The organism is Halosolutus sp. YCN4 (genome assembly GCF_059736495.1).
Genome location: NZ_JCASSM010000002.1, coordinates 753,109 through 778,096 on the forward strand (window position 1 = coordinate 753,109; position 24,988 = coordinate 778,096).

At 68.2% G+C, this 24,988-nt stretch carries 23 protein-coding genes; 16 read left to right on the forward strand and 7 right to left on the reverse strand.

All coding sequences use genetic code 11. The features are described from left to right. The first annotated feature begins 88 nt into the window (after window positions 1–88). The 3 genes from AC6I6X_RS09955 (at window position 89) to AC6I6X_RS09965 (ending at window position 3,642) form a co-directional block, all read left to right on the forward strand. Window positions 89–2,671 carry a cation-translocating P-type ATPase gene (locus tag AC6I6X_RS09955; protein WP_497930355.1) on the forward strand — a complete coding sequence of 861 codons (2,583 nt, stop codon included), beginning with the start codon at window positions 89–91 and terminating at the stop codon, window positions 2,669–2,671. Between the two features lie 94 nt (window positions 2,672–2,765). Continuing rightward, window positions 2,766–3,059 carry a DUF211 domain-containing protein gene (locus AC6I6X_RS09960; RefSeq protein WP_497930356.1) on the forward strand — a complete coding sequence of 98 codons (294 nt, stop codon included), beginning with the start codon at window positions 2,766–2,768 and terminating at the stop codon, window positions 3,057–3,059. 13 nt (window positions 3,060–3,072) lie between these two features. Further along, window positions 3,073–3,642, forward strand: a complete 570-nt coding sequence (locus tag AC6I6X_RS09965; protein ID WP_497930357.1) for a VIT1/CCC1 transporter family protein — start codon at window positions 3,073–3,075, stop codon at window positions 3,640–3,642. 25 nt (window positions 3,643–3,667) lie between these two features. Here AC6I6X_RS09965 and AC6I6X_RS09970 read toward each other — a convergent pair whose 3' ends face one another. Together AC6I6X_RS09970 and trxA are read right to left on the reverse strand one after the other, a co-directional pair. Then, window positions 3,668–4,207, reverse strand: a complete 540-nt coding sequence (locus tag AC6I6X_RS09970) for a DUF1684 domain-containing protein (protein WP_497930358.1) — start codon at window positions 4,205–4,207, stop codon at window positions 3,668–3,670. Between the two features lie 82 nt (window positions 4,208–4,289). Further along, complete coding sequence (gene trxA / locus AC6I6X_RS09975) at window positions 4,290–4,730, reverse strand: thioredoxin (RefSeq protein WP_497930359.1); 441 nt, start codon at window positions 4,728–4,730, stop codon at window positions 4,290–4,292. A gap of 365 nt (window positions 4,731–5,095) precedes the next feature. On the opposite strand from trxA, the gene AC6I6X_RS09980 reads away from it, so the two are divergent. The 7 genes from AC6I6X_RS09980 to AC6I6X_RS10010 all read left to right on the forward strand — a co-directional run bounded on the left by AC6I6X_RS09980 (window position 5,096) and on the right by AC6I6X_RS10010 (window position 10,440). Next, on the forward strand, window positions 5,096–5,437 hold the full coding sequence (locus AC6I6X_RS09980) for an SHOCT domain-containing protein (RefSeq protein WP_497930360.1): 342 nt from the start codon (window positions 5,096–5,098) through the stop codon (window positions 5,435–5,437). Window positions 5,438–5,442: 5 nt separating this feature from the next. Beyond that, window positions 5,443–5,682: a sulfurtransferase TusA family protein gene (locus AC6I6X_RS09985; RefSeq protein ID WP_497930361.1), complete on the forward strand. Its 240-nt coding sequence runs from the start codon at window positions 5,443–5,445 to the stop codon at window positions 5,680–5,682. 1 nt (window position 5,683) lies between these two features. After that, window positions 5,684–6,823, forward strand: coding sequence for an NAD(P)/FAD-dependent oxidoreductase (locus tag AC6I6X_RS09990; RefSeq protein ID WP_497930362.1), 1,140 nt, complete (start codon window positions 5,684–5,686; stop codon window positions 6,821–6,823). Next, window positions 6,824–7,450 (forward strand): helical membrane plugin domain-containing protein, encoded by a 627-nt coding sequence (locus tag AC6I6X_RS09995; protein WP_497930363.1) that lies wholly within the window; start codon window positions 6,824–6,826, stop codon window positions 7,448–7,450. A 209-nt stretch (window positions 7,451–7,659) separates the two neighbouring features. Continuing rightward, window positions 7,660–9,084, forward strand: a complete 1,425-nt coding sequence (locus AC6I6X_RS10000) for a cytochrome ubiquinol oxidase subunit I (protein ID WP_497930364.1) — start codon at window positions 7,660–7,662, stop codon at window positions 9,082–9,084. After that, the gene (cydB, locus tag AC6I6X_RS10005; RefSeq protein ID WP_497930365.1) at window positions 9,077–10,078 is read left to right on the forward strand and encodes a cytochrome d ubiquinol oxidase subunit II; all 1,002 of its coding nucleotides are present in this window, start codon (window positions 9,077–9,079) and stop codon (window positions 10,076–10,078) included. Before AC6I6X_RS10000 ends, cydB begins: the two co-directional genes overlap by 8 nt. Before the next feature lie 32 nt (window positions 10,079–10,110). Beyond that, window positions 10,111–10,440: a hypothetical protein gene (locus tag AC6I6X_RS10010; protein WP_497930501.1), complete on the forward strand. Its 330-nt coding sequence runs from the start codon at window positions 10,111–10,113 to the stop codon at window positions 10,438–10,440. 199 nt (window positions 10,441–10,639) lie between these two features. On the opposite strand, the gene AC6I6X_RS10015 is transcribed toward AC6I6X_RS10010, so the two are convergent. Beyond that, window positions 10,640–12,019 (reverse strand): hypothetical protein, encoded by a 1,380-nt coding sequence (locus AC6I6X_RS10015; protein WP_497930366.1) that lies wholly within the window; start codon window positions 12,017–12,019, stop codon window positions 10,640–10,642. A gap of 111 nt (window positions 12,020–12,130) precedes the next feature. Here AC6I6X_RS10015 and AC6I6X_RS10020 point away from each other — a divergent pair, with 111 nt between their 5' ends. Beyond that, complete coding sequence (locus AC6I6X_RS10020) at window positions 12,131–12,784, forward strand: helix-turn-helix domain-containing protein (protein ID WP_497930367.1); 654 nt, start codon at window positions 12,131–12,133, stop codon at window positions 12,782–12,784. Between the two features lie 30 nt (window positions 12,785–12,814). Here the strand turns inward: AC6I6X_RS10020 and AC6I6X_RS10025 are convergent, their stop codons facing one another. Next, a complete protein-coding gene (locus AC6I6X_RS10025; RefSeq protein ID WP_497930368.1) occupies window positions 12,815–14,746 on the reverse strand; it encodes a bacterio-opsin activator domain-containing protein in 1,932 nt (643 codons plus the stop codon). Between the two features lie 349 nt (window positions 14,747–15,095). Between AC6I6X_RS10025 and AC6I6X_RS10030 the strand changes: the two genes are divergently transcribed. Genes AC6I6X_RS10030 through AC6I6X_RS10045 form a run of 4 tightly spaced genes read left to right on the forward strand, consistent with a single transcriptional unit; the run spans window position 15,096 to window position 21,361 of the window. Then, entirely contained in the window at window positions 15,096–16,127 is a 1,032-nt protein-coding gene (locus AC6I6X_RS10030) for a 4Fe-4S dicluster domain-containing protein (protein ID WP_497930369.1), read from the forward strand. Between the two features lie 2 nt (window positions 16,128–16,129). Then, window positions 16,130–17,389: an NrfD/PsrC family molybdoenzyme membrane anchor subunit gene (nrfD, locus tag AC6I6X_RS10035; protein ID WP_497930370.1), complete on the forward strand. Its 1,260-nt coding sequence runs from the start codon at window positions 16,130–16,132 to the stop codon at window positions 17,387–17,389. Next, window positions 17,382–20,675 (forward strand): molybdopterin-dependent oxidoreductase, encoded by a 3,294-nt coding sequence (locus tag AC6I6X_RS10040; protein ID WP_497930371.1) that lies wholly within the window; start codon window positions 17,382–17,384, stop codon window positions 20,673–20,675. Before nrfD ends, AC6I6X_RS10040 begins: the two co-directional genes overlap by 8 nt. Next, window positions 20,672–21,361, forward strand: coding sequence for a molecular chaperone TorD family protein (locus AC6I6X_RS10045; RefSeq protein ID WP_497930372.1), 690 nt, complete (start codon window positions 20,672–20,674; stop codon window positions 21,359–21,361). The genes AC6I6X_RS10040 and AC6I6X_RS10045 overlap by 4 nt, the downstream gene beginning before the upstream one ends. Before the next feature lie 70 nt (window positions 21,362–21,431). Here the strand turns inward: AC6I6X_RS10045 and AC6I6X_RS10050 are convergent, their stop codons facing one another. Then, window positions 21,432–22,049: a GAP family protein gene (locus AC6I6X_RS10050; RefSeq protein WP_497930373.1), complete on the reverse strand. Its 618-nt coding sequence runs from the start codon at window positions 22,047–22,049 to the stop codon at window positions 21,432–21,434. Window positions 22,050–22,629: 580 nt separating this feature from the next. On the opposite strand from AC6I6X_RS10050, the gene AC6I6X_RS10055 reads away from it, so the two are divergent. Beyond that, on the forward strand, window positions 22,630–23,373 hold the full coding sequence (locus AC6I6X_RS10055) for a high-potential iron-sulfur protein (RefSeq protein WP_497930374.1): 744 nt from the start codon (window positions 22,630–22,632) through the stop codon (window positions 23,371–23,373). 48 nt (window positions 23,374–23,421) lie between these two features. Here AC6I6X_RS10055 and AC6I6X_RS10060 read toward each other — a convergent pair whose 3' ends face one another. Both AC6I6X_RS10060 and AC6I6X_RS10065 read right to left on the reverse strand, forming a co-directional pair. Beyond that, window positions 23,422–23,853 (reverse strand): OsmC family protein, encoded by a 432-nt coding sequence (locus AC6I6X_RS10060; RefSeq protein WP_497930375.1) that lies wholly within the window; start codon window positions 23,851–23,853, stop codon window positions 23,422–23,424. Window positions 23,854–24,033: 180 nt separating this feature from the next. Further along, window positions 24,034–24,879, reverse strand: a complete 846-nt coding sequence (locus AC6I6X_RS10065; protein ID WP_497930376.1) for a universal stress protein — start codon at window positions 24,877–24,879, stop codon at window positions 24,034–24,036. Window positions 24,880–24,988 lie beyond the last annotated feature (109 nt).

Below are 24,988 nucleotides of genomic sequence, written 5' to 3' on the forward strand. Positions count from 1 at the left end.
GTATCGGTTCGGCGACGAGTCTCGACTCGATCGCTCTCGACTCCAGGCCTGGGGAAGTCTATAGGGATTCGACTGGAAAGTCACGCCAATGCCCGATCCCCCACACGAGGTGCCCTCCGATCGCGTCCTCGATCGCCTCGACTCGCGCCCCGACGGCCTGTCGGGCGAGGAGGCACGTCGACGGCGCGAGGAGTACGGGGAGAACGACATCGTCCGTGGCGGCGGCCGATCGCCGCTTTCCATCTTCCTCGCGCAGTTCGACAGCGTGCTGATCTGGGTTCTGCTCGCCGCCGCCGGACTCTCGGTCTGGGCGGGGCAGGCGGTGGACGCGATCCTGATCGCGATCATCGTCGTGGCCAACGGAATCTTCGGGTTCGTCCAGGACTACCGAGCCGAGCGGAGCCTCGAGTCGCTTCGCGAACTGGCCGCGCCGACGGCCACGGTCCGCCGGGACGGGGAACCGATCGAAGTCGACGCGACGGCGCTCGTTCCCGGCGACGTGGTCGTCCTGCGCAGCGGCGACGTCGTCCCAGCCGACGGCCGGTTGTTCGACGCGACCGACCTCGATGTCGACGAGGCGGCGCTGACCGGCGAGAGCGTCCCGGTCTCGAAGTCGTCGACTGCGGTCGAGGCGGGGACGCCCCTCGCCGATCGGAGGAGCATGGTCTACAAGGGGACGAACGTCACCCGCGGCAAGGGCGTCGCCGTCGTCACCGCGACGGGCATGGACACGGAAGTCGGCGACATCGCCCGCGAACTCGCCGCGACCGAGGAGACGCGGACGCCGCTCCAGGACGAACTCGATCGGCTGGGTCGAACCCTCGGGCTCGGCGTCCTCGTCCTCTCGGCGCTGGTCGCGCCGCTGTTGGTCCTCCGGGAGACCGACGCGGTCCAGGCCGCGCTCACCGCGGTATCGCTGGCCGTCGCCGCCATTCCCGAGGGGTTGCCGGCGGTGGTCACCCTCACGCTCGCGCTCGGCGTTCGCGCGATGTCGGCGGAGAACGCGCTCGTCCGTCGGCTCCCGGCGGTGGAAGCCCTCGGGGCCGTCGACGTCGTCTGTACGGACAAGACCGGAACCCTCACGCGGGGGCAAATGACCGTCAGCAAGCTCTGGACGAACGATGCCGTCGTCGACGTCGACGCCGACGAGGGAGCCGGGGCCGGCGACGCGGAGCAGGTTTCCGATCGCGGGGAACTGCTCTTGCGAATCGGCGCGCTCTGTAACGATTCGACGCTCGAGGACGGCGATCCGACCGAGCAGGCGTTGCTCGAGGCGGCCGATCGGCACGGCCTCGACATCGACGGCCTCCGCGCCGAGAACCCGCGCACCGGCGAGGTCCCCTTCTCGTCCGAACGGAAGTGGATGGGTACCGTCCACGACGACGTCGGTTACGTCAAGGGTGCACCGGAGGTCGTCCTCGAGCACTCCGATCGGATCCTGACCGACAACGGGCCGAAACCCCTGACCGACGATCGGCGCGATCGGATCGAGGCGGTGGTTCGGGAGTTCGGCGACGACGCGTTGCGCGTGCTGGCGATGGCGTACCGCGAGGATCCGGCCGACGCCGACGACCTCGCCGACGGGCTGACCGCCGTGGGCCTCTCGGGGATGATCGATCCGCCGCGCGAGGAGGTCGCGGACGCGATCGCGGCGACGACGCGGGCCGGCATCGACGTGAAGATGGTGACCGGCGACAACGTCCGGACGGCGCGAGCGATCGCCGACTCGCTCGGTCTCGGGACCGCGGTCCTCGAGGGACGGGCGGTCGAGGAGATGGACGACGAGACGCTGCGCGATCGGGTCGAGTCGATCGACGTCTTCGCGCGGACGTCGCCCGAGCACAAGGTTCGCATCCTCCGTGCGCTCCAGGCCCGGGACCACGACGTCGCGATGACCGGCGACGGGGTCAACGACGCGCCCGCGCTGAAAAACGCGGACGTCGGCGTCGCGATGGGGATCCGCGGCACCGACGTCGCGAGACAGGCCTCGGACATCGTCCTGCTGGACGACGATTACGCGACGATCGAGCGCGCCGTCGAACGGGGACGGGGGATCTTCGACAACATCTGGAAGTTCGTCGCCTACCTCCTCAGCGCGAACGTCGCGGAGGTGGCGCTCGTCTTCCTCGCCTCGCTGTACGGCTACCTCATCCTGCCCGCCGTCCAGTTGCTGTGGATCAACCTGCTGACCGACGGCCTTCCCGCGCTGGCGCTCGGTGCCGATCCCAAGAGCGGCGAGGTGATGGATCGGCCGCCGCGCGATCCCGATCGAGGGATCATCGACCGGCAGATGCTCGGCCTGATCGGCGGCACCGGCGTCGTGTCCACGGTCGTCATGCTCGCGCTCATGCTGTACGCGCTCGACGGCGCCCCCGCGGTCACGCCGTACGCGATGACGATGGTGTTTACGGGCTTCGTCTGCCTCGAGTTCGTGAAGCTCTACGTCATCCGCTGGCTTCGCGAGACGCCGACGCTGTCGAACCGGTGGCTCGCGGCCGCCGTCGCGACGTCGTTCGGCCTCCAGCTTGCGGTGCTGTACACGCCGCTCAACCGGTACTTCGGGACGGTCCCGCTCGACCTGGCGGACTGGGGAGTCATCGGCGTCGTGCTCGCGGTCTGTCTGCCCGCCTACGTCGCGATCGGCGTCCTCGTGCGACGGCTCGATCGGTGAGGGACGCGTCGGACCGCGCGAACGAACTCCGTCGTCCCGAGTCCATCGGTACCGACCGCCGTCACTAAGGGCGTCGACGGAGACCGTACGCACCATGAGTTCGCCGATACGCCGTCTCGTCCTCGACGTCCTGAAGCCACACGAACCGGATATCCTCGCGTTCGCCGATGCCGCGGCCGGCTGTGCGGGCGTCGACGCCGTCAACGTCGACCTGGTCGAGACCGATCGGGAGGTCCAGAACATCAAACTCACGATCGAAGGCGACGACGTCGACGCGCCGGGAGTCGAGGGGACCATCGAGGACCTCGGTGGAACCGTCCACTCGATCGACCAGGTCGTCTGCGGTGACCGCCTCATCGAGCAGAGCGGGACGCCACAGGATCGCTGAGCGGGTGAGACGAGTGGTTTCTCTTCGATCCCTCCTCGTGGACGAAGACGTCCGGTCGATATCACGGCGGTACTTCATCTCCAACGGGTTCGACGGCACGCTGACGAGCATCGGAATCGTCGTCGGCGCGTACCTCTCGGGCGTCTCCGAGGGGATCACCGTGGTCACGATCGGCCTGGGTGCGGCCGTCGGCCTGGGCACCTCGGGCGTCTGGAGCGTCTGGGAGATCGAACGCGCCGAGAAACAGGCGGAACGGTTACGGATCGAGCGAGCCATGCTGACCGATCTCGACGGGACGACGCCCCAGGAGCGCCAGGCCGGAGCCAGGAAGATCAACGCGATCGCGAGCGGGATCGGACCGCTCATCGGGATCGTCCTGCCGCTCCTGCCCTTTCTCGCTCACGGCGTCTTCTTCTCCCTGCTCGAAGCGACGCTCGTCGCCGTCGCGATCGGCGTGGCCGTGCTCTTTACGTTCGGCGCGTATCTCGGCTCGATCTCGAAGCAAAACTGGATCGTCGCCGGGATCAGGATGGGGCTCGCGGGGATCGTGGTCGCGTTTCTCAACCTCTTCCTGCCCGGCTGACGCCGCTTCCGATCAGCGGTCGCGCTCAGTGGTACGCCTTCTCGCCGGCCTCGATCGGTACCTCGAGCCAGTTCTCGGTGGGCGGGAGCGGGCACTCGTACCGGTCGGAGTACGCGCACGTCGGGTTGTACGCCTCGTTGAAGTCGAGGATCCAGATTCCCTCGTCCGTCCGGTGTGACTCGCGCTCGAGGTCGAGGTACCGGCCCGCGCCGTAGGTCTCCTCGCCGCTCGTCGCGTCGCGGAACGGGACCCAGAGCCGATCGTCGTCCGGATCGGATTTGTAGGCCTGCAACGCGACGTCCTCGCCGCCGACGGTGAACCGGAACTCGCCCCAGCGCAGGTACTCCCGCTCGCCGTCCGTGCTCGTGCCGACGGTGACCCGATCGGGGTCGTCGTACTCCTCGAGCGGGAGTTCGAACCGGTAGTCCGCGTCGATCGGGTAGTACGCGAGACCGTCGAACTCCTCGCGCTCCTCCGGCGGCAGCGGCGAGCGCCGGCTCTCGCCGAAGTACTGGTCTTTCTCCGCCCGCTGCGTCTCGATCGCCTGTTTCCAGTCGGTTGTCATGGGTGAATGCGGTGGTCGCGCGGTCGGTAGTCGATTCGAGAACCGGCCGGTCGCTTTGTCGTCGATCGACGCGCCGATCGTGCTAGCCGTGCTGTTCGATGAGTCCCTTCAACGACGCCTTCTCCTGGACGCCGACCATGCGCTCGACCGGTTCGCCGTCGGCGTAGAGGACCAGCGTCGGGACGCCGCGAGCGCCGAGTTGCTGGGCCAGCCGCTGGTTGGCGTCGACGTCGACCTTCGCGACGGCGGCGTCGGTCTCCGCGGCGAGGGCCTCGATCGTCGGTTCGAGCATCTGGCACGGCCCACACCAGTCGGCGTAGCAGTCGACGAGGACGACGTCGTGTTCACTGACGACCTCGTCGAGGTGGTCGCCGCCCCGGATACCGATCGGCTCGTTCGGGGCCGCCGCGCCCTCGACGGCGCTGGCGTCGCCCGATCCCGCCCCGTTCTCGATGCGATCGCGCAACTCTCGTTTCTTCTGCTCACGGATTCGCTGCCGTTCGTCGTCCATGGAGTCGCTCATCGATCGATCGTACGGACTCCGCCACCATAATAATTGTGTGTGGCACGGACAATATTGACCCGGCTAACCGGACCGGCCCGAGATCGATCACGGCGCGAATCGCCGGTCCCGACCGTCGATCGACGATCGCGTCGCTCCGACGGCCGGCCGAAAACGATCGCCAACGACGAACACGCGGGTCGCGTACGGACGCTGTCGCGAGCACGCTGGCTGGATCGGCCCTGCGTTCCGGTACGAAGCCGTGAGACGTCTCCGCGATCGTCCGGGGCGCTTTCCACGTATATACTCTTCGCCTATTCCTGGCCAAGTGTATTTCGCGATAGTGGTTTATCTACGCAATACTATAGTACGACTGTGACCGGACCATGAGCCAACTACCCGACGCACTCGGACGGTACGCGGGACGAATCACCATCGGTGTCGTCTTCCTCGTCGCCGCGACGACGGCGGGTGCCGCCCAGGGCCCCGGCCACGGCGGCGGAACGATGGGCGGCTGGGGGGCGTTCGGCGGCTGGATGTTCCTCTGGCCGGTCCTGCTCCTCGGCTTGCTCGCACTGCTGGTCTTCTGGGCCGGCGACCGCGGGCGGGACGTCGACGACGGCCGGTCCGATCGGGCGCTCGCGGAACTGCGCGAACGCTACGCACGGGGCGACCTCTCGGACGACGAGTTCGAACGACGACGGCGGAACCTGCGAACGCAGGGGTGAATACGATGACAGAGATTACCGAACCAGACGTGACGATCGACTCGAAAGACGCAACGTGTCCCGGTCCGCTGATGGACCTCATCGGGACGGTGAAAACGCTCGATCCAGGCACCGTGGTCGAACTCCAGACGACGGCGCGCAACTCCACGACCGACGTGCCGGAGTGGCTAGACGAAGCGGGCCACGACCTGCTCGAGATCGAGGAGCACGACGACCACTGGAACATCTACATCGAGGTCAACTGACATGCACCGAATCGCGATCGTCGGCGGCGGAACGGGCGGGACAGTACTCGCGAACCGACTCGCGAACGAACTCCAGCCGGAACTCGAGTCCGGCGAGGTCGAGGTCCGCCTGATTACGGCCGATCGGGACCACGTCTACAAGCCGACCTTCCTGTACGTGCCGTTCGGGAAGAAGACGGTCGACGACGCCAGACGGCCGATCGAGGACCTGGTCGACCGGCGGGTCTCGCTCACGATCGGCGAGGTCACCGGCGTCGACACGGACGCGAAGAAGCTGACGTTCGCCGACAGCTCGATCCTCGCCTACGACCAGCTCGTGCTGGCGACCGGCGCGTCCCTCGACCCGGAGGCAGTCCCCGGACTCGCCGAGGGCGGCCACCACTTCTACGGGCCCGAGGGCGCCGAGGCACTGCGGGACGACCTCGCCGAGTTCACCGAGGGCCACCTCGTGTTGAGCGTCGTCGGCGTGCCGCACATGTGCCCGGCCGCGCCCGTCGAGTTCACCCTGATGGTCGACGACTGGCTCCGCGAGCAGGGCCGGCGCGAAGACGTCGATATCACCTACACGTACCCGATCAACCGCGCCCACGGGCTCGAGTCGATCGCGGACTGGGCGACCGACCTGTTCGAGGAGCGCGATATCGCCCTGGAGACGTTCTTCAACGTCGACGAGATCGACCCCGACGCGGAGATCATCCAGACGGTCGAGGGCTCGGAGATGGACTACGACCTGCTCGTTGCCATCCCGCCCCACGCGGGGAGCGACCTCGTGACCGACGCGGGGCTTGGCGAGGACGGCTGGGTCGACGTCGACAAGCACACCCTCGAGGCGACCAACGCCGAGGACGTCTACGCGATCGGTGACATCGCGGACGTCCCGACGAGCAAGGCGGGCAGCGTCGCCCACTACGAGGCGGGCGTCGTCGCCGACCGACTCGCCAGCCGCGCCCGCGGGACGGTCCCGACGGCGACCTACGACGGCAAGACCGTCTGCTTCCTCGAGGCGGGGATGGACGAGGCCACGTTCATCGAGTTCAGCTACGGCGAGGAGCCGTTCGTCCGCGAGCCGTCGAAACCGCTCCACTGGGCGAAACTCGGCTACAACGAGTCCTACTGGCTGACCGCACGGGGGTTACTGTAGATGTCCGAGACCGAACCCACGACCGTCGACGAGCCAGGGGAACCGACCCTCGAGGAACTCGTCGCCGAGAACCCCGACGAGGTCGCGCGGTTCCTCGAGCGGATCGACGTCGTCAACGACCTGCTCGACACCGCGGACCTGGCGACCGCCGCGATGGACGATCGCATGGTCCAGGAACTGTCCGGTACCGCGACGAACCTCGGCGCCGCGGCGGACGGGCTGGCGACCGACGAGGTCGCACGGCTCGGCGAGGCGACCGGCGAGAACGCCGACGACCTCGCCGAGGCGATCGAGACGCTCGCCCAGTTGCAGCGATCGGGGACGCTCGACGACCTCGTGGCCGTCGCGGACGTCGCCGCGCTCGGTTCGTCAGCGATGGACGACGAGATGGTGACCAAACTCGCGGCGACCGGCACCAGTCTCGGCGAGGTGGCCGACACGGCAGCCGACGACGACGTTTCCCGGACGCTCGAAGCGGTGCTCGAAGCCGTCGGCGACGCGAGCGCCGAACCGACGGAACCGGTCGGCGTCCGCGGACTGCTACGTGCCCTCCGCGATCTGGACGTCCGCCGCGGCCTCGGGTTCGCGATCGACGTCGCCCGGAACCTGGGCAAGCGGCTGGGGTAGCGACCCGACCGGTGCCGCCCGTCGTTCGGTCCGTCTCCACCTCGCCGCAACCGGCGCGTCGTCGATCTGCGTCCGTCTGAGCGCTGCGCTGGCTCTTTTCGACGTTCGTACCGCAAACACTACTTCTCGACGGTCCGTACCCTCGATCGAAGTCGTCCCGCCGCTTCGCGGTCGTATCGGGTGTCCGGACAGACGTCAGATTTCACGCTATGATCGATCCAGTTCTCGGCAGTCGGCTGCAGTTCGCGCTCACGACGATCGTCCACATCATCTTCCCGGTGATGAGCATGGGTCTCGCGCCCTTCCTCGTCTACTTCACGTGGAAGGACATCCGCTCCGGGAAACCGATTTACGAGCAGTTACGCAGGTTCTGGACGCGAATCTTCGCCGTCAGCTTCGTCGTCGGCACCGTGACGGGCATCGTCCTCGAGTTCGAGTTCGGCACCAACTTCGCGGCGTTCTCGACGACCGCCGGCGAACTGTTCGGCGGTCCGCTCGCGCTCGAGGGGATGATGGCGTTCATGCTCGAGGCGACGTTCCTCGGCATCTTCGTCTTCGGACGCGATCGCGTCGGGAACGTGCTGTACATGATTTCTGCGATTGCGGTCGGACTCGGGACGTGGCTCTCGGCGGTCTGGATCCTGATCGCCAACTCGTGGATGCAGACGCCGCGGGGCTACGAACTGGCCACGGAGAACGGGCAGACGATCGTCCACCTGGTCGATCCGATCGCGGCCTACGCGAACCCGCGCTTCCCGTGGATGTTCGTCCACATGCAAAACGCCGCCGTCGAGTCCGTCGCGCTGTTCATGGCGGGTCTCGGCGCCTACTTCGTCTTCCGCCATCACGTGTGGGGGTATCCCGTCGAAAACGTCGGGTTCTGGGAAACGACGCTCAAGATCGGGCTCGTCGCTCTGCTCATCACCGCGCCGTTGCAGGTGCTCCACGGCGACCTGTACGCCCGCCACGTCTTCGAGACCCAGCCCCAGAAGTTCGCCGCGATGGAGGCCGTCTGGGAGACCGACTCCTACGTCCCCGAGTACATCGTCGCCTTCCCGACGAGCCTTCAGGACCTGCTCGATCCGCGCGCCAAGGACATCTTCGGCATCGGCATCCCCGGCGGCGCGTCGTGGCTCGCGAGCGGCGGCGATCCGCAGGCGTCGATCCAGGGGCTGAACGAGTTCGAGGGGCCGCAACCGCCCGTCGCGATCGTCTTCTGGGCGTTCCGGATCATGGTCGCGCTCGGGTTCTGGTTCGTCCTGCTCGCCGTCTGGGGCGGCTACCGCTGGTGGCGCGGCGAACTCCTCGAGGACGACCTCCTCCACAAGGCGCTGATGGCCTCGACGCCGCTCGGGATCGTGGCGGTCGAACTGGGCTGGATCGTCACGGAGGTCGGCCGCCAGCCGTGGGTCATCCAGGACGTCCTGCGGACGAGCGACGGCGTGTCGCCGGGCCTCACCGGTGCCGAGGCGACGGTGACGCTCGTCGGCTTCGCCGTCGTCTACCTCGGACTGCTCGCGCTCTATACGTACGTCATCGTTCGAATCGTCCGGGCCGGACCGCCGGAGGTGGACGGTCCCGGCGTGGCCGACCCGGCGGAGGCGCCGGCCTCGGAGGTGCAGGTCGATGACTGATCCGGCCTCGCTCGCGTCCGAACCGCTGTTCGGGCTGCCGCTCGCCGACCTCTGGTTCGGACTGTTGTTCTTCATCTTCGCGACGTTCCTCTTTCTCGACGGCTTCGATTTCGGCGTCGGCGCGCTGTTCGCGACCCGCGAGGACGACGACGAGCGCGAGCAGTTACTCGCCGCGATCGGGCCGTTCTGGGACGGCAACGAGGTGTGGCTCGTCGTCTTCGGCGGTGCCATGTTCGCGGCCTTCCCGGCCGTCTACGCGAACCTGTTCAGCCGCCACTACCTGCTGATGTTCGCCATCCTGGGCGCGCTCATCGTTCGCGGCCTCGCCCCCGAGATGTACGAACAGCGCCACGACGCGGCGTGGCAGCGGTGGTGGGGCCGGGCGTTCGTCGTCGGCAGCCTCACGGCCCCGTTCTTCCTGGGGATGTTCACGGCGAACTGGCTGCTCGGAGCGACGACGATCGTCACGCTTCCGGGACTCGTCGTCGGCCTGGCCGTCGTCGCGCTGACCGTCGTCGACGGCGTGGCCTTCCTCCGACTGAAGACGCGCGGCGACCTGCGCGAGGACCTCCGGACGGACGGCTACCGCGCGCTCGCGGCGTATCTCGTCCTGGTCGTGGTGACGCTGGGATACGTCTACGGGGCGGCACCCGCGCTCCGATCGTCCCTGTTCTCCGCGCCGGTGGCCGCGCTCGTCCTCGCGACGCTCGTCCTCGCCGGGGTGTACGCGGCGGCGACGCGGGCGGACCGCTACTACGTGGCGTTCGGCGCCGCCGCGGGTCTCGTCTTCGCCCTGGTCGGCATCGTCGCCGGCCTGATGTACCCGGCGATCGATCGCGCCGGCGGGCTGACGGTCGAGACGGCCATCGTCTCGACGCTCCCGCTCAACCTCATGTCGATCGGGGCGGCCGTCCTGCTTCCGCTGATTTTCGTCTACTTCGCGGTCCTCTACTCCGCGTTCAGCGGGCCGATCGAGGCGGGTGAGTCCTACTGATGGGGGCCGACGGCGACGACCGCGGCGAAAACCTGCCTGTCGACGGCGACGACTCGGCCGCCGAGGATCTCTCGCCGGTCCGCGACGCGGCGTCTTTCGATCGCCACGACGGCCGATCGGCGAGCGGGTCGGGGACGGGACCGTCACCGCCGCGACTGGGCTCTCGGATCCTGGTGACGTGGATCGAACTCACGGTCGTCGGCATCACCGGCGGCCTCCTCGGTGCGGCAGTGGGCGGCCCGCCGGGGTTCGTGATCTACCTCGCGACGACCCTGCTCACCGTCGGGATCATCTTCCACAACGTGAACGAACTCGTCAAGGCCTGGCTCCGGGCGTCCCGGACCGGGAGCGCGATCGAGTGATCGACGGTGTCGCTGGCGGCGCCGCCACTGGGCCCGATTACCCGCGGACGTATCGCGTCCAGGAATAGTGGTCCACGAGGGGATTACACCTTTTGGGAACGAGTCTGCAGTGGTACCGGAGCACGGAGGCCGGTCTCGAATCCGGTTCGACCCGGCGAGGGCGTCGACGCACACGGACGCACGGAGAAAGCCCGCGACTTCAGTCGTGGGCGACTGACGGCGCCGCGTCCGCGCGCGTCGTCCACCACCGACCGACGATTCTGTACACCGAGTACCCCCAGATCGCCAGCAGGACGGCGTACCCCGGGCCGTGAAGGAGCGCCGACCAGGCCTGATCCTGGTAGAAGAAGCCGATCCCGACGGCGAGCACCGCGGCGTTCCAGGCGAGAACGGTCCAGGGGCCGACGATCGAGGGGACGCCGGTCGCGGGAACGAGGCCGCCGGGCCGATCGCCGGTGGCGCTCTCGCCGCCCGCGTCGTCGGTTTCCGTTCGCTCGCGGGGGGAGACGACGAGCAACGCCCCGGCGAGCGCGATCGGGAGCGCCCACCCGAGGAAGAAGAAGTGTAACGCTCCGGTCTCGATCCAGGGTTCGGGGATCCCGAGCGGAACCCCGAACAGGATGAACGGGGCGAACGCGGCCGGGCCGAGGATCCAGCCCTGCGCGACCAGCACCGACAGCGCCGTCCCGTTCGACGTGCCGGCCCGGTACGTCCTGGCGAGCGTGTAGACGTAGAGCACGTAGCCGGCGGCGTACAGGGCCAGCCCGGTTCCGGTCACCGTCCGCCCCATGCCGAGCACCGGCCCGACGACGAGCGGGAAGATACCGAGTGCGAACAGCGGGAACGAGTACCGTCGCAGGCGATCGCTATAGAGGTCCGCGTCGACGAGTCGCGGGAACTGGTCGTACAGGGTGCCGATCGCCGCGAGGCCGAGAAAGCCCCACGCGTTGGCGTGGACGTGTGCCTCCCGGAGACCGTACCAGCCGCCGGGGACGTCCCAGCCGTGGCTGTACAGGCCGAACGCGAAGCCGAGTCCGATCAGGTAGACCAGCGGGGGGAGCAGGTAGAACCCCACGGTCGGATCGCGCGCTCGCCCGCCGTCGCTCCGGAGCGCCATCCCGAGCACGACGGCGAACAGCCAGAGCGCGAGCAGCCAGATCGTCGCGAGGCCGACGTCGAACCACAGCGGGTCGCCGAACGCCCGGCCGTACCACGCGAGCAGGAGCCCGCCGTTCAGTCCGACGAAGGCCGCTCCGGTGGCCCGCGACGAGGGCGCCGGACGATCGAGTTTTCGGGCCGTCAGCTGCGGGAGCGTGCCGAAGAGCAACTGGGTGAACGCGCCGATCGTGACGAAGTGGATGTGGGTCCACGTGACCCACGCAACCTGGGGGACGAGGTCGAACGCCTGGAGTCCCTGGTAGAGCGCGAGGCCGAACCCGGCGGCGAGAAAGGCGATCCCGGCGACGTGGAAGGGTAACACCGAGAGGGACGAGTCGTCGTCCGATCGACGGGTGAGGCGGCCGGCGAATCGGCCGTCGCTCGCGGACCGTCGCGGCTCCTGGGTGGACGTATCGGTCATACGTGTTCGAACGAACGCCGATCGGGTAGCGCTTCCCGCGAACCAGTCGGACCGATTCGAACATGTTCGAAGCCGTCTTCTCGACGGCGGCCCACCGAGTACTCGTATCGAATGCCTCGCGCGAAACTCACCGTAGATATTCCCGAGTCGCTCTGGATTCACGAGGTCTCGACGGCGCATCCGGAGGTCACGTTCCGGGTCACCTCGGTGCTCCCCGGGACGGACGTCGCGACCGGCGTCGTCGAACTGACGGCGTCGAACCCGGTCCCGATACTCGCGGCCATGGAGGCGCGAGACGACGTCCGCGACCTCGAGTTGCTGTGGACCCACGACGAGACGGCGCTCCTCCAGGTGGAGACGGTCGAGCCCTCGCTGCTCGTGCCGATGCAACGCGCGGGCGTCCCGATCGAGACGCCCTTCGAGGTCGCGGACGGCGTCGTAACCTGGGAACTGACGACGAGCGCGGATCGGCTGTCGGCCCTCGGCGCGTCGCTCGACGAGAACGGGATCGGCTACCGCATCGAACGCGTCCACGCGGTCGATGCGAGTCGCGCGACGCAGCTGTTGACCGATCGCCAGCTCGAGGTCTTTCTCGCCGCCCTCGAGGCGGGCTACTACGAGGTTCCGCGCGAGGCGACGCTGACGGACGTCGCGTCGTCGCTCGAGGTCACCAAGTCGACCTGTAGCGACGTCCTCCACCGGGCGGAGAGTGCGATCGCCCACTGGTTCGCCGAGGAACACGTCGCCGTCACGCACGATCGGTGAGCGGTTCCGGGGTCGCCCCGAGCGGCCCCGCTAGTCCACGCCGGCCGTTTCGGCCGCGATTCCCGACGGCTGGCCGGCGTCCGTCGCCCGATCGGGATCGAAGAACGTCTCGTAGACCTTCCGCTGACCGGCACGGAGGTGCTGGAGGTACGTCGACTGGCAGACGCCCATCCGGTCGGCGAGTTCGTCGCCGCTCGACTCACGCGGCCACGCGAAGAAGCCGCCGAAGTGAGCCAGCTGGAGCGCCTCGAGCTGCCGATCGGTGAGGCGATCCTCGACGGCCGACCGGAACTGGCTGCGGGTTTCGGGCGACCGATCGCGTTCGCGCTGGCCGACCAGGTCCGCTCCCGGATGCGTCTGGGAGACTGCCTCGACGACGCTTCGCACGTCGGCCGTCTCGGCGAGTTCCGCCACCAGCGTCCCCGCGGCACCGTCGGCGGTGAGCGATCGGACGACCGCGCCGTAGTTCGCGAGCGTGGCGACGACCGATCTCTCCGGCACGGTGACGCGAACCAGCACGTCGTCGGCGTTGCGGAGCGGCTGAACGGCCGCGAGGTCGTCGGCCGCCGCGACGGACGCCAGCACCTCGTCGGCGTCGAGGTCCCCGCCCTGGAGGGTCACGAACGCGGCGAGGTCGCCGTCGGCGCCGGTCGTCACCCGCTCGAGGTCGAGGTCGCACTCGAGGGCCGCCGCGAGCGCTACCAGCGGATCGTCGTCGGGCGTCAGCGTGAACGTGAGCGCGGTGACGCGATCGGTGACCAGCGAGCGCTGGCTCTCCGCGGCGGTGATGGCGTAGGCGATCGTCTCGCCGAGTTCGTCGAGGATCTCGCCGTCCAGGGCGGCGGCGGTGTCGGCGTCGCTCGCGTGGAGCACGAGCGCACCGTAGTGGGCGTCCCGGTAGGTGAGCGGGATGGCGACCGTGGCGGCCGCGCCGCCGTAAGAGTGACACTCGCAGGCCTTCCGTTCGCAGGCCGGGCGTCCCGCGTCGCAGGTCCGGACGACGTGGGTCGTCTCCGTCTCGAGGGCGCGATCGACGACCGTCTGCCGATCGGCGTCGTTGACCGCGGTGACGATCCCGGTCAGCGTCCCCTCGTCGATGCCGGCGCCCGTCTGCGAGCGGACGCTGTCGGTGACCGCGTTCCGGGCGGCGACCCACGCCGACTCGTAGGGGCTGGCGCTCGCGAACCGCTCGCAGGCGATCGCCTCCACCTCGGCTTTCGAGTCCGCCCGGAGCAGTTCGCGGTTGACGTCCCGGACGATCTCGTTGGTGGTGTTCAGGACCGCGAGTTCGGCGTGCTGGTCCTGGATCTGCAGTTCGCGCTCCTTGCGCTCGGTCACGTCGGTGTCGACCGCGACGAACTGCTCGACCGTCCCCGACTCGTCGGTGATCGGCGCGATCGTCATGTCGACCCAGCAGAGGTCGCCGTTCTTGCGCCGGTTGACGATCTCGCCGTCCCAGACCTCGCCGTCGGTGATGGTCCCCCAGAGGTCCGCGTAGAACTCGTCGCCGTGCTCGCCGGACTTCCACAAGGCCGGCGTCTCCCCCACGACGTCCGCCGGCGCGTACCCCGTGACGTCCTCCGTCGCGGGATTCGCGTACTCGATCGTCCCGTCGAGGTCGGTCAGGAAGATCGCGTGGCCGGCGTGCTCGACGGCTTTCCGGAAGCTCCGGAGCCGATCGTTCGCGGCGGCCAGTTCGGCGGTGATGCGGGCCTCCTCCTCGACGTACTGCGAGAGGTAGTGAACCGTCGCGACCGCGAGGACGCTCACGACGAGCCCGGGAAGTTCCGCCAGCCCGCCCCCACCTACGGCCAGGAGCGTCCAGAGCTGTCGCGACGCCATCAGCCCGAGCATCACGCTCAGGAAGGCGAACCGCCGATCCCCGCTCCGGGACAGCAACAGGACCGAGTAGCCGGTCCCCACGAGCCGGAGCAGGATCGATGCCGCGAGGACGAGACTCATCCGCCCCACCTCGATCGATCGATCGTCCGTACCGCCGGTCCCGGGGTCATGGGTTCTTCTACGCGGTGGCGGTGGATAGGGACTAACCGGATTCCTACGCCGTTGGAAATTCGGTTTCTGGCCTCTTGCGAGCGCTATATCGGGCGATATCGCCTATTCGATCGGTGCGGGCGCGATCGCGTGGTCGCCGCGACCCCAACAGTATCGGTACGCGCTCCAAGGGCGGATTCGGCGGACGAAACCCCGCCCAAGAGTATTGGTAGTACGCTGAGCCCCCTGGCGCCCCTCCGTCTACCTGTATGACATCGAGACGACCGACCCCACGGCGGCCGTCGGCCGGTGATCGGCGATGAGCAGTGCGGACGAGCCGATGCCGAGCGTCCCCGAGTCGGCCGGGGAAGACTCGTACGACGCCGTGGTCGACGTCGAGTCGACGGATCCGCGGGACGAACTCGCGAAGACGACGTATCGAACCGACCTCGGCATCGAGATGGCCGCGGACGCGCGTCGCGTGAGCCGCGGCGAACTGTCGAGCGACGCGTACTGGGAGAAGTACGACGGCGAGGCGGCCGCGGAGTTCGGCGAGGCCTACCGCGAGACGCCGAACCCGGCGGTCGACTGCGCCGACGGAACGATCGACGACGAGACGGCCGAATCGCTCGGCTGTTCGGTCGGGTCGATGGCGAGCGTCGCCGAGGCCCTCCAGGAGGGCGAGGAGGGCGACGAGAGCGAAGCCGACGACGCCGACGACACGCGCTGGGGGATGGTGATCGACCTCCAGAAGTGCGTCGGCTGCGAGTCCTGTACGGTCGCGTGCAAGGCCGAGAACCGGACGCCGCCGGGCGTCTCGTACAACGTCGTCCTGGAGCGAGAGGAGGGCGAGTACCCGAACATCACCCGGACGAACGTGCCCCGCCCGTGCATGCAGTGTGAGAAACCGCCCTGCGTGCAGGTGTGTCCGGTCAGCGCGACCTACAAGATGGACGACGGCGTCGTGAACATCGACTACGATCGCTGTATCGGCTGTCGGTACTGCATGGTCGCGTGTCCCTACGACGCGCGGTACTTCGACTTCGGGGAGAACTACGACGGCGAGTTCGAGGAAGGCGGCGAGGTCACCAGCCCCGAGTACGGGATGGACCGCGGTCCGCGCGAGGACGGCGAATCGCCGATCGGCAACGTGCGGAAGTGCAACTTCTGTCACCACCGCCTCGGACGCGGCGAGGAACCGGCCTGCGTCGAGACCTGCGTCGGCGACGCCCGCTACATGGGCGACCTCGAAGACACCGACAGCGAGGTGAACGAACTGGCCTCCTCCTCGCGGGCGTTCCAGTTGAAAGAGAAGGAGGGGACCGACCCGAACGTCTACTACCTCAAGTGACCATGGCAACGCAAACGCACACCGTAACCGGCCGCTTGCAGGTGAATCGCCTCCGGATCGTCTGGTACGCGCTGCTCGTCGCCCTGCTCGCGATCGGCGCGTACGGCGGCTACCTGCGCGTCACCGAGGGACTCCGATCGACGAACCTCTCGAGTACGGTTCCGTGGGGCGCGTGGGTCGCCTTCTACATCTACTTCGTCGGCCTCTCGGCGGGCGCGTTCCTCGTGAGCACGCTCTCGAACGTCTTCGAGGTCGAGGGGATGCACGAGATCGAACGCGAGGCGCTGTTCGTCGCGATCGTCTCGATGATCGTCGCGCTGACGTTCGTCATGGTCGACCTCGGCCGGATGGACCGGCTCTGGCACCCCTTCGCGTGGCGCCAGCCGCTGTCGGTCCTCTCCTGGGAGGTCCACGCCTACGTCCTCTACGTGGGCGTCCTGATGGGCGAACTGTACTTCTCGATGCGACGTGACCTCGTCGAGACCAGTGAAGAAGACGATGGGCTTCGCGGACGGATCGCCGACCTGCTCACGCTCGGCCGGACGGACACGAGCGACGAGGCCCTCGAGACCGATCGCACGTGGCTCAAACGGCTCGGCATCGTCGGCATCCCGCTGGCGATCGTCTTCGTCCACGGCGGGACCGGAAACCTGTTCGCGGTCGCGGCCGCGCGCAGCTACTGGTTCAGTGCGCTGTTCCCGGTGATCTTCATCACCTCGGCGGTCGTCAGCGGCATGGCGCTGATCGCCCTGCTGTACGTGCTCCGGTCGTGGCTTGGCAGCCGGACGCTCGAGACGCCCCTGCTCGAACGCATGGCGGCACTGCTGGCGGGCTTCATCCTCCTCGACGCGTCGCTGAAGGTCCTCGAGGCGTTCGTCGGACTCTACAGCCTCCACCCCGGCCACGTGGAGTCGTGGCTGACGATCATGACCGGCGAGATGTGGTGGTCGTTCTGGCTGGTGATGGTCGGCCTCGGCTGGATCGCACCGCTCGTGCTGTTACACCGGCGCGACTGGCGGCGGCGGCCGGCGTTCGTCGCCGCCGCGGGCGCGAGCGTCGTCCTCGGCGTGATCGGCACGCGCTTCAACATCGTCGTGCCGGCCCAGATCGAGCCCGCACTCTACGGCCTGCCGACGGGCTACTACGTCCCGTCGACGCCGGAATGGTTGCTCTCGCTGGGCATCGTCGCGCTCGGCGTGCTCCTCTACACGATCGGCACGGAACTGCTTCCGCTCGTTCCACGCGGTGAGACCCATGACTGATTCGAACGCGACCCACACGGACCCCGAGACAGAACGGACGGACGAACCACCAGCTGACGGGATCGATCGCCGCGACTTCGTCAAGGCGGTCGGCGGCGTGGGAGCGCTCTCGCTCTCCGGCGGCATCGCGAGCACCGCGCTCGACGTCGACGGCTGGTTCGGCGACGACGGCCACGGCGTCGGCACCGACTACGGCGACTACGAGGCGTCGGACGTCATCTACACGACCTGCGGGCAGTGCAACACGTTCTGCCCGATCAAGGTGCGACTGGCCGACGAGAGCGGGACCGGCGAGTACAGTTCGCTCGTGCGCAAACTCGCGGGCAACCCGTACTCGTTCCTCAACACCCAGCCGAACGCGCAGGTCCCCTACGCCAGCGACCCCGAGGAGGTCGCGACCGGCGACCTGGAGGGGACCGGCGAGGTCGACGTGAGCAAGTGGTCGCTCTCGGGCGGGCGCATCTGCCTGAAGGGCCAGGCCGGCATCCAGACGGCTTTCGACACCTACCGGCTGCGAAAGCCGATGAAACGCGTCGGCCCGCGAGGAAGCGACGAGTGGCAGACCATCTCCTGGGAGCAGGCGATCGAGGAAATCGTCGAGGGAGACGACGAACTCGGCCACGACGGCCTCCAGGACCTGTGGGGCTACGCGCCCCAAGACGAAGTGATGGCCGACTGGGAGGCCGTCCAGGAGGGCGACCTGAGCCGCGAGGCGTTCGACGAGCGATACGAGGACGTCCTGATCGACACGGACCACCCCGATCTGGGGCCGAAAGCCAACCAGATCGTCGACGTCGGCGGCTTCCGGCGAAATTTCATCCGGAACCGGCTCTGGCACCGGGGGCTGGGCTCGGTCAACAGCATCCACCACGCCGGCGTCTGCGGCCTCTCCGGCGTCGTGGGGTTCAACCGATCGCACGACGGCCAGAAGAAACGCCAGTACCCCGACGTCGAGAACTGCGAGTACCTGCTGGTCTGGGGGACCAACCCGATGGTCGCGAACAAGGGCCCGACGTGGCTCGCCCCGAAACTCACGAACGCGATCGAGGACGGCATGCGGATGGACGTCGTCGATCCGCGCCTCTCGAAGACGGCCGAGAAGGCCGACGAGTGGATCCCGGTCAAACCCGGCGCGGACGCCGCGCTCGCGCTCGGGATGGCACGCTGGATCGTCGAACACGAACGGTACGACGAGACGTACCTCAGGAATCCCGGCGAGGACGCCGCGGCCGACGACGACGAACCGACCTGGAGCGACGCGACGCACCTCGTGCTCGTCGACGAGGACGATCGGCCCAAGGCGCGGGCGAGCGATCTGGGACTCGACGCGGCCGACGAGGACGCGTTCGTCGCCGTCGACGCTGCGACGGGCGAGCCAGCGCCCGCGAGCGAGGTCGACGAGGGCGTCCTGGACGTCGATACCACGATCGACGGGCGGTCCGTCAGGAGCGTCTGGACGCTGTACCGCGAGCGGGTCTTCGAGCACTCCCTCGCGGAGTACGCCGAGATGGCCGGCGTGAGCGTCGATCGGATCGACGAACTCGCCGACGAGTTCACGAGCCACGGCAAGCGCGCGGCGATCATGGCCTACCGCGGGCCGGCCAAGCACACGAACGGCTTCTACGCCACGCGCGCCATCTCGACGCTCCAGCACCTGATCGGCAACTTCGACTGGAAGGGCGGACAGATCACGCCCTACGCGGACTACGAGACGATGAGCGGCCGGTACGAACTCGGCCAGGTTCCGGACGGCCACGAACCGTGGGGCATCCCGCTGCTCCGGGGCGGCGTCAACTACGAGGAGACGTCACTGTTCGATCGCGACGACGGCTACCCCGCGAAGCGGCCGTGGTTCCCCGTCGCCCCGCCGATGGCGACCCAGGAACTGTACGCCAGCGCCGACGACGAGTACCCCTACGGCGTCGAGGCGCTGTTCATCCGCCCGTACTCGAACAACCACGTCATGTCCGCGGCCGGCGGGGACACGATCCCCGACGTGTTGCAAGACGAGGACGCGATCGGGCTGATCGTCGCCTCGGACACGGTGCTGGGGGAGACCAGCCGGTACGCCGACTACGTCCTCCCCGAACCGACCTACCTCGAGCGCTGGGAGAACTTCGGGACCTACCCGAACAAGCGCCTGGCCGACGAGAAGATCAGCCAGCCGACGATCCGGGTCGTCCCCGACGCGCGGCCGTTCGAGGAGGTGCTGATCGACCTCTGGAAGGAACTGGACCTGCCGGGCGTCGGCGAGGACGCCATCCCGGACGCCGACGGCGATCTGTGGCCGCTGGACGCCGCCGAGGACTTCTACGTCAAACTCGCGACGAACATCGCCTACGATCGCGAGCCAGTTCCCGACGCCGACGACGAGGAACTCGAGTCGTTCGAGGCGGCCCACGAGAAGGGACTCGGGGAACACTTCGACCTCGAAGACTGGAAGGGAGCCGTGACCGACGAGGAGTGGCGCAAGGCCGTGACCGTGCTCAACCGCGGCGGCCGGTTCGAGGAGCCGATCGACGGCTACGCCGAGGCCTTCGCCGAGCGGGGCCACGATTACGACTACGCCGGTCGTCACCCCGACACGAACGCCTACGACGGCGACCACCTGCGCTACAAACTCGCGAGTCGGGTGAACTTCTACGACGAGGTCGCCCCGACCGGGAAACACGCCTACGACGGCGATCGGTTCGATCCGCTCCCCCGGGCCGAGGACGTCGTCCACTACGACGGCGCGGTCCAGATCCCGGTGACGAGCGACGAGGAGCCCGATCGCCCCCTCCAGTTGACGAACTGGAAGCCCCGCACGCAGGGGATGCACCGCACGACCGGGTCGGCGTGGCTCCGCGAGACGACGCCGGAGAACGCCGTCTGGATCAACCCCGGGGACGCGGCGGATCGCGGCATCGAAAACGGCGATCGCATCCGCCTCGACGCCGGCCGCCGGACGGTCGAGGCGACCGCCCGCGTCACGGGCGGGATCCGGCCCGGCGTCGTCGGCACCGCCTGGGGCTTCGGCCGCCAGGGTGGCGGCGCGACCGAGACGACGATCGACGGCGAGCGCCGCGAGGGCGCGACCGGGGGGTACGGCCACACCGACCACGACTACGACACGCCGGGCGAGGACACTGGCGGCTACGCGAAGGGCCGCGACGCCGGCTTCGCGGTCAACCACGTCCAGCCGCTCGACGACGAACTCGGCGACATCGGACTGAGCGACCCCGTCGGCGGGAGCAACGCGCAGTTCGCCGCCTACGTGGAGATCGAACGGGTGAGCGACCGATGACCGCGACCGCGACGAACCCGGCGGACGCGGCGGTCGCCGACGCCCGCGCCGACCTGTACGACCTGCTGGCGGCCGCGTTCGACGGTGAGACGGAGACGCTCGCGGCGGCGATCCGGGCGGGTGCGCTCGTCGACGTCGCGGCGTCGCTCCCGATCGACCTCGACGTGAGCGCGCTCGACCGCGAGTCCGTGGACGAGGTAGCGCTGGCGATCGCGTACGACAACCGCTTCGTCGTCCCCGGACCGCGGTACGTCCCGCCGATCGCCTCGGCTCACCGCGATCGGCCCTCGGCGTCGTTCGAGTCCGATTCGCCGTTCCACGACGAGGGGAGCGCCGGCGAGTTGCTCGGCGACCCCGCGGCCGCGATGGCCTCGCTGTACGATCGGGCGGGCGTCCGACCGGAGCGGGGCGACTTCCCGGACCACGTCGCCGCGCAACTCGAGTTCCTCGGGGCGGCCGCGCGATCGGAGGCTCGACGGCTCGAGGACGGCGATCACGCGGCCGCCGATCGGTTCCGGACGATACAGCGGGAGACGCTGTCACGGCTCGGCTGGCTCGACGCGTTCCACGAGGCCGTCGCGGACGTCGACGGACGTGCGGGGGTCTTCACGGCGCTCGTCGCGGTGACCCGAACCGCGACGGCCTGGCACGCTCGCGACCTCGATGCGGCGGACCGAGAGCAGTAGCCCGGCGAACTCGCTGTGCGTCGGGTTCTCCGACCGTCACTCCCTCGAAGCCCGGCGCGACCGCCGGGACCTACCCCAGCAGGTTAGAGAGCGACATCGCGAGGAAAAAGAGGATCACGACTTCGCTGACGAGCCACGAGTTCGCGTTCATCCAGTCGCGCGCCTTCGGAAGGGCGGTTTCCGCGCGCTCGCCGAAGGCGACCAGGGCGAGCGACGGGAGCGAAAGGGTCAGGAGCGTAAGCAGGATAAACGGGACGGCGTGCACCCACGGCGCGTCGCTGGCCGCCAGGTAGGAGCCGACGGTGACGGACGTGAGGATGTCGGTCGGGAAAAATCCCATGAGTAGAAAGCCGAGCCGGAACGAAAACCGCGGCGACGCCGACTGGAGCGTCCCTATCCACCGCGGCGGTTCCGACGTCGACCGCGTCCGGTAGGTGTGAACCATCGCGAGCGAGAGCGCGACGACGACGATCGCGCTGACCGTCGTGTTGGACGCCCGCTGGCCGATCGTCCCGGTGCTGAACGCGTACGCGATCGTCACGATCAGCGTGATCGAGATGGCCGCACCACCAACGAACGCGGCGGAGTTTCGCCGCCAGCGCTCGCTCGTCGCGAGGAAGATGGCGCTCAGGATCTGGGGGCCGGCGATCATCACGAAGACCAGTGGCAACACCTCGAGGAATCTCATGGCCCGGTCACCGCCGCGCCGTTTTCCGGGTGCCGTGCCGTGGTAACTCCGGAGGGGCCCGTCGATCCCCCTCGGGAGTCTCCGCCGGTGCGGGGACTGTTTTCGCCGCCGATCGCGGATCGGTCGTCGGAGATCGAACTGCAGCTGGGGACCGACATCGACTGTCGATCCCTAGTTAGATCCGGACCATACTAACGCTTGGCCGGGCCAACTGCGATGGATACACGACGGAACTGGAGGTCGGGTCGCCTGCGTCGGCCGATCGATTCGATTCGGCACCCTGCATGGCGATCCTCGCTGACGAGCGGTTGTCCTCTCGATGCGATGGATCACTCCGCCAAGTAATCGCCCATGAAGCGGTCCGGTGGTCGATTCGCTCTCGCTATCACCACCGCTCGAGATCGCCGGCCCTCGATCGGCGCGTGTTGCGTGCGGAAAACCTAAATTCTGCTTACCTCGTTCCAGCCGACGAAAACGGTCGGTTTCCGTCGAACGGAGCTATGTATTTTTGTAGTATTGGAAAGTCTACCCAATTATGGTATATGACGGTTCTCGAGGGGGGCGAGAATCCACCGCTCACATGTGGGGCCGACGCCACTACCTCGTTGCGACCGTCGGCATATCGGCACTGAGTGGGTGTATCGGGGATACCGAACAGGACGAAGCGGATACCGAGGACGACGACGAGGACGAAGCGGAAGCCGAGGAACGTCCCGAGGGCGTCTCGGAAGAGGAGTTCGAACGTGGTCCCGTGCCGGACGTCTACCTGTCGGCGACGTCACTGGGCGGCGACGAACGCGATCCCGACGAGTTGCAATCGAAAGCGGACGTCGACTTCTCGGAGTACGAGGAGGCCGAAGAGGACGAGACCCATCAGGCCGGCACGTGCTGTGCGAACTGTGACGAGTTCGTCCCGGACAGGAACGGCGACGAGTTCGGTGCGTGCGTGGCGGTCGAGGGCTACATCGACGGCGCCGACTGGTGTGCGATCTGGGAGGAGTTACCCGAACCCGAGGTTCCGGACGGACTGTCCGAGGCGGACCTGGCGACGGCCGAGGTGCCGGATGAGTACCGAGCGGCGAGTTCCCAGACCGGTGAGGAGCGCGATCCCGACGACCTGCTCACCCAGGAGGAGGTGAGCCTGATGGAGTCCGTCGACGCGATCGCGGCGGAGACGGCGCCCCCGGGACAGTCCTGTGGAAACTGTGCGGAATTCATCCCGGACGAGAACGGCGACGGCTGGGGTGCATGTGCGAGAGTTGAGGGGTACGTTGCGGTCGAAGACTGGTGTAGCGTCTGGGAACACGTCAGCGAGGAACTCTGAAGGCGGCGACGGTGCAGTACGATCGGCCGGTGAAGACGACCGAACCGATCAGGCCGACTCGATGGCGACGTCGAGCGACGTCTCGTTCTCGACGTTGTCGGTGACCGGACACCGGTCCTCGATCGCCGCGAGCCACGCGTCGACGGCGTCCTCGTCGGCGTTCGTCTCCACGGTAATCGTAACGTCGAGGTCCTGGAGGCCGGGGCGCGCGTCGGACTGCTCGCCGCGGTAACTCGCGTAGTCGACGCCGCCCGCGATCGTCACCCCCATGTCGTCGATCGCGATGTCCATGTCGCGGGCGACCATCGTTCCCGTCGAGTTCAGACAGCCGAGGATCGCGCCGAGGAAGTATTCGACGGGATTGACGTCTTTGCCGACGACGAACTCGGCGTCGCCGGTGTCGATTCGCATCCGTTTCGGGCTGTGTCGCTCGCCGGTCAGTTCGTACGTCGTCAGGTCGTCGGAGTCGGATCGTGTCATCGTGTGCTGGTCGGTGGCGGGTCGGCAGGCGGTCGCGCGAGTCGATCACAGTTCGGTGTCGCCGGCGGCGCCGTCCACGTCGTCAACGCTCGTCGCAGTTCACTTACGTCTTGTTCGATTTCCACAAGTCTGGGAACACGATCGGCGGACCGTGCCACCGCGAGGCTGGGTTCGGGGACCTCAGGCCGTCCGCTCCGGCGGCACGAGCATGACGTTCCCGTTCGCCCGCGCGACGATGTCCTCGGAGACGCTCCCGAGCAACAGGCGACGGAGCCTGCTGTGGCCCCGCGAGCCGACGAGGATCGTCGTGGGGTCGTACTCGGCCTCCGCGGCGAGGATCTCGTCGGCCGGATCGCCCTGTCGGACGTCGGTCCGCGTCTCGATCCCCCACTCCTCGAGCTGGGCGGCGAGTTCCGCCAGCCGCGCTTCCGGGTCTTCTTCCTCGGGAAGCCCCGGATCCTTCGGCGTCTCGACGTGGACCAGCGTCGCCTCCTGCGTGGCGTGGCGCAGGTACGAGAACGCATCGAACGCCCGATCGGCGTTCTCCGAGAAGTCCGTCGCGTACAGCATGCGCTGGAACAGGTGTTCCCGGACGACGTCCGGGTCGTCGGCCTCGCGTTCGATCCGGTTGACGAGGAGCGGCGTCACGGTCGTCCGCGCGAGGTTGCGCGCGGTCGAGCCGATGACGCGGTTCTCGAGCGGGCTCTTCCCGCGCGAGCCCACGATCGTCATGCTGGCACCGATCGTCCCCGCGATGCCGGTGATGCGTCGGTGTGGCGTGCCGCGGACGACGTGGGTCTCGACGTCGAAGCCGGCGTCCTCGATGACGCGGCGGTATCGATCGAGCGCCTGCTCGCGCCGGCCTTCGAAGTCCATGCCGGGCATTCCCGCGTGCACATTCGACGGAATCACCGTCACCAGGTGCATCTCGTCGACGCCGATCCGGCCGAGACACTCGAGGCAGGTCTCGCTCTCGATCGTCGCCTCACTGGCTGCCGATAGGTCAGTCGCACAGACCGCTTTCATACTCTCCGGTAGGGTCCGACGGTATAATATTGTTTGGATCGCCCAATATAGTGTCGTGTCTACGCGGCGCGGGCGGACGACTCGTGTGCGGCGATCGGCCCGCGATCGG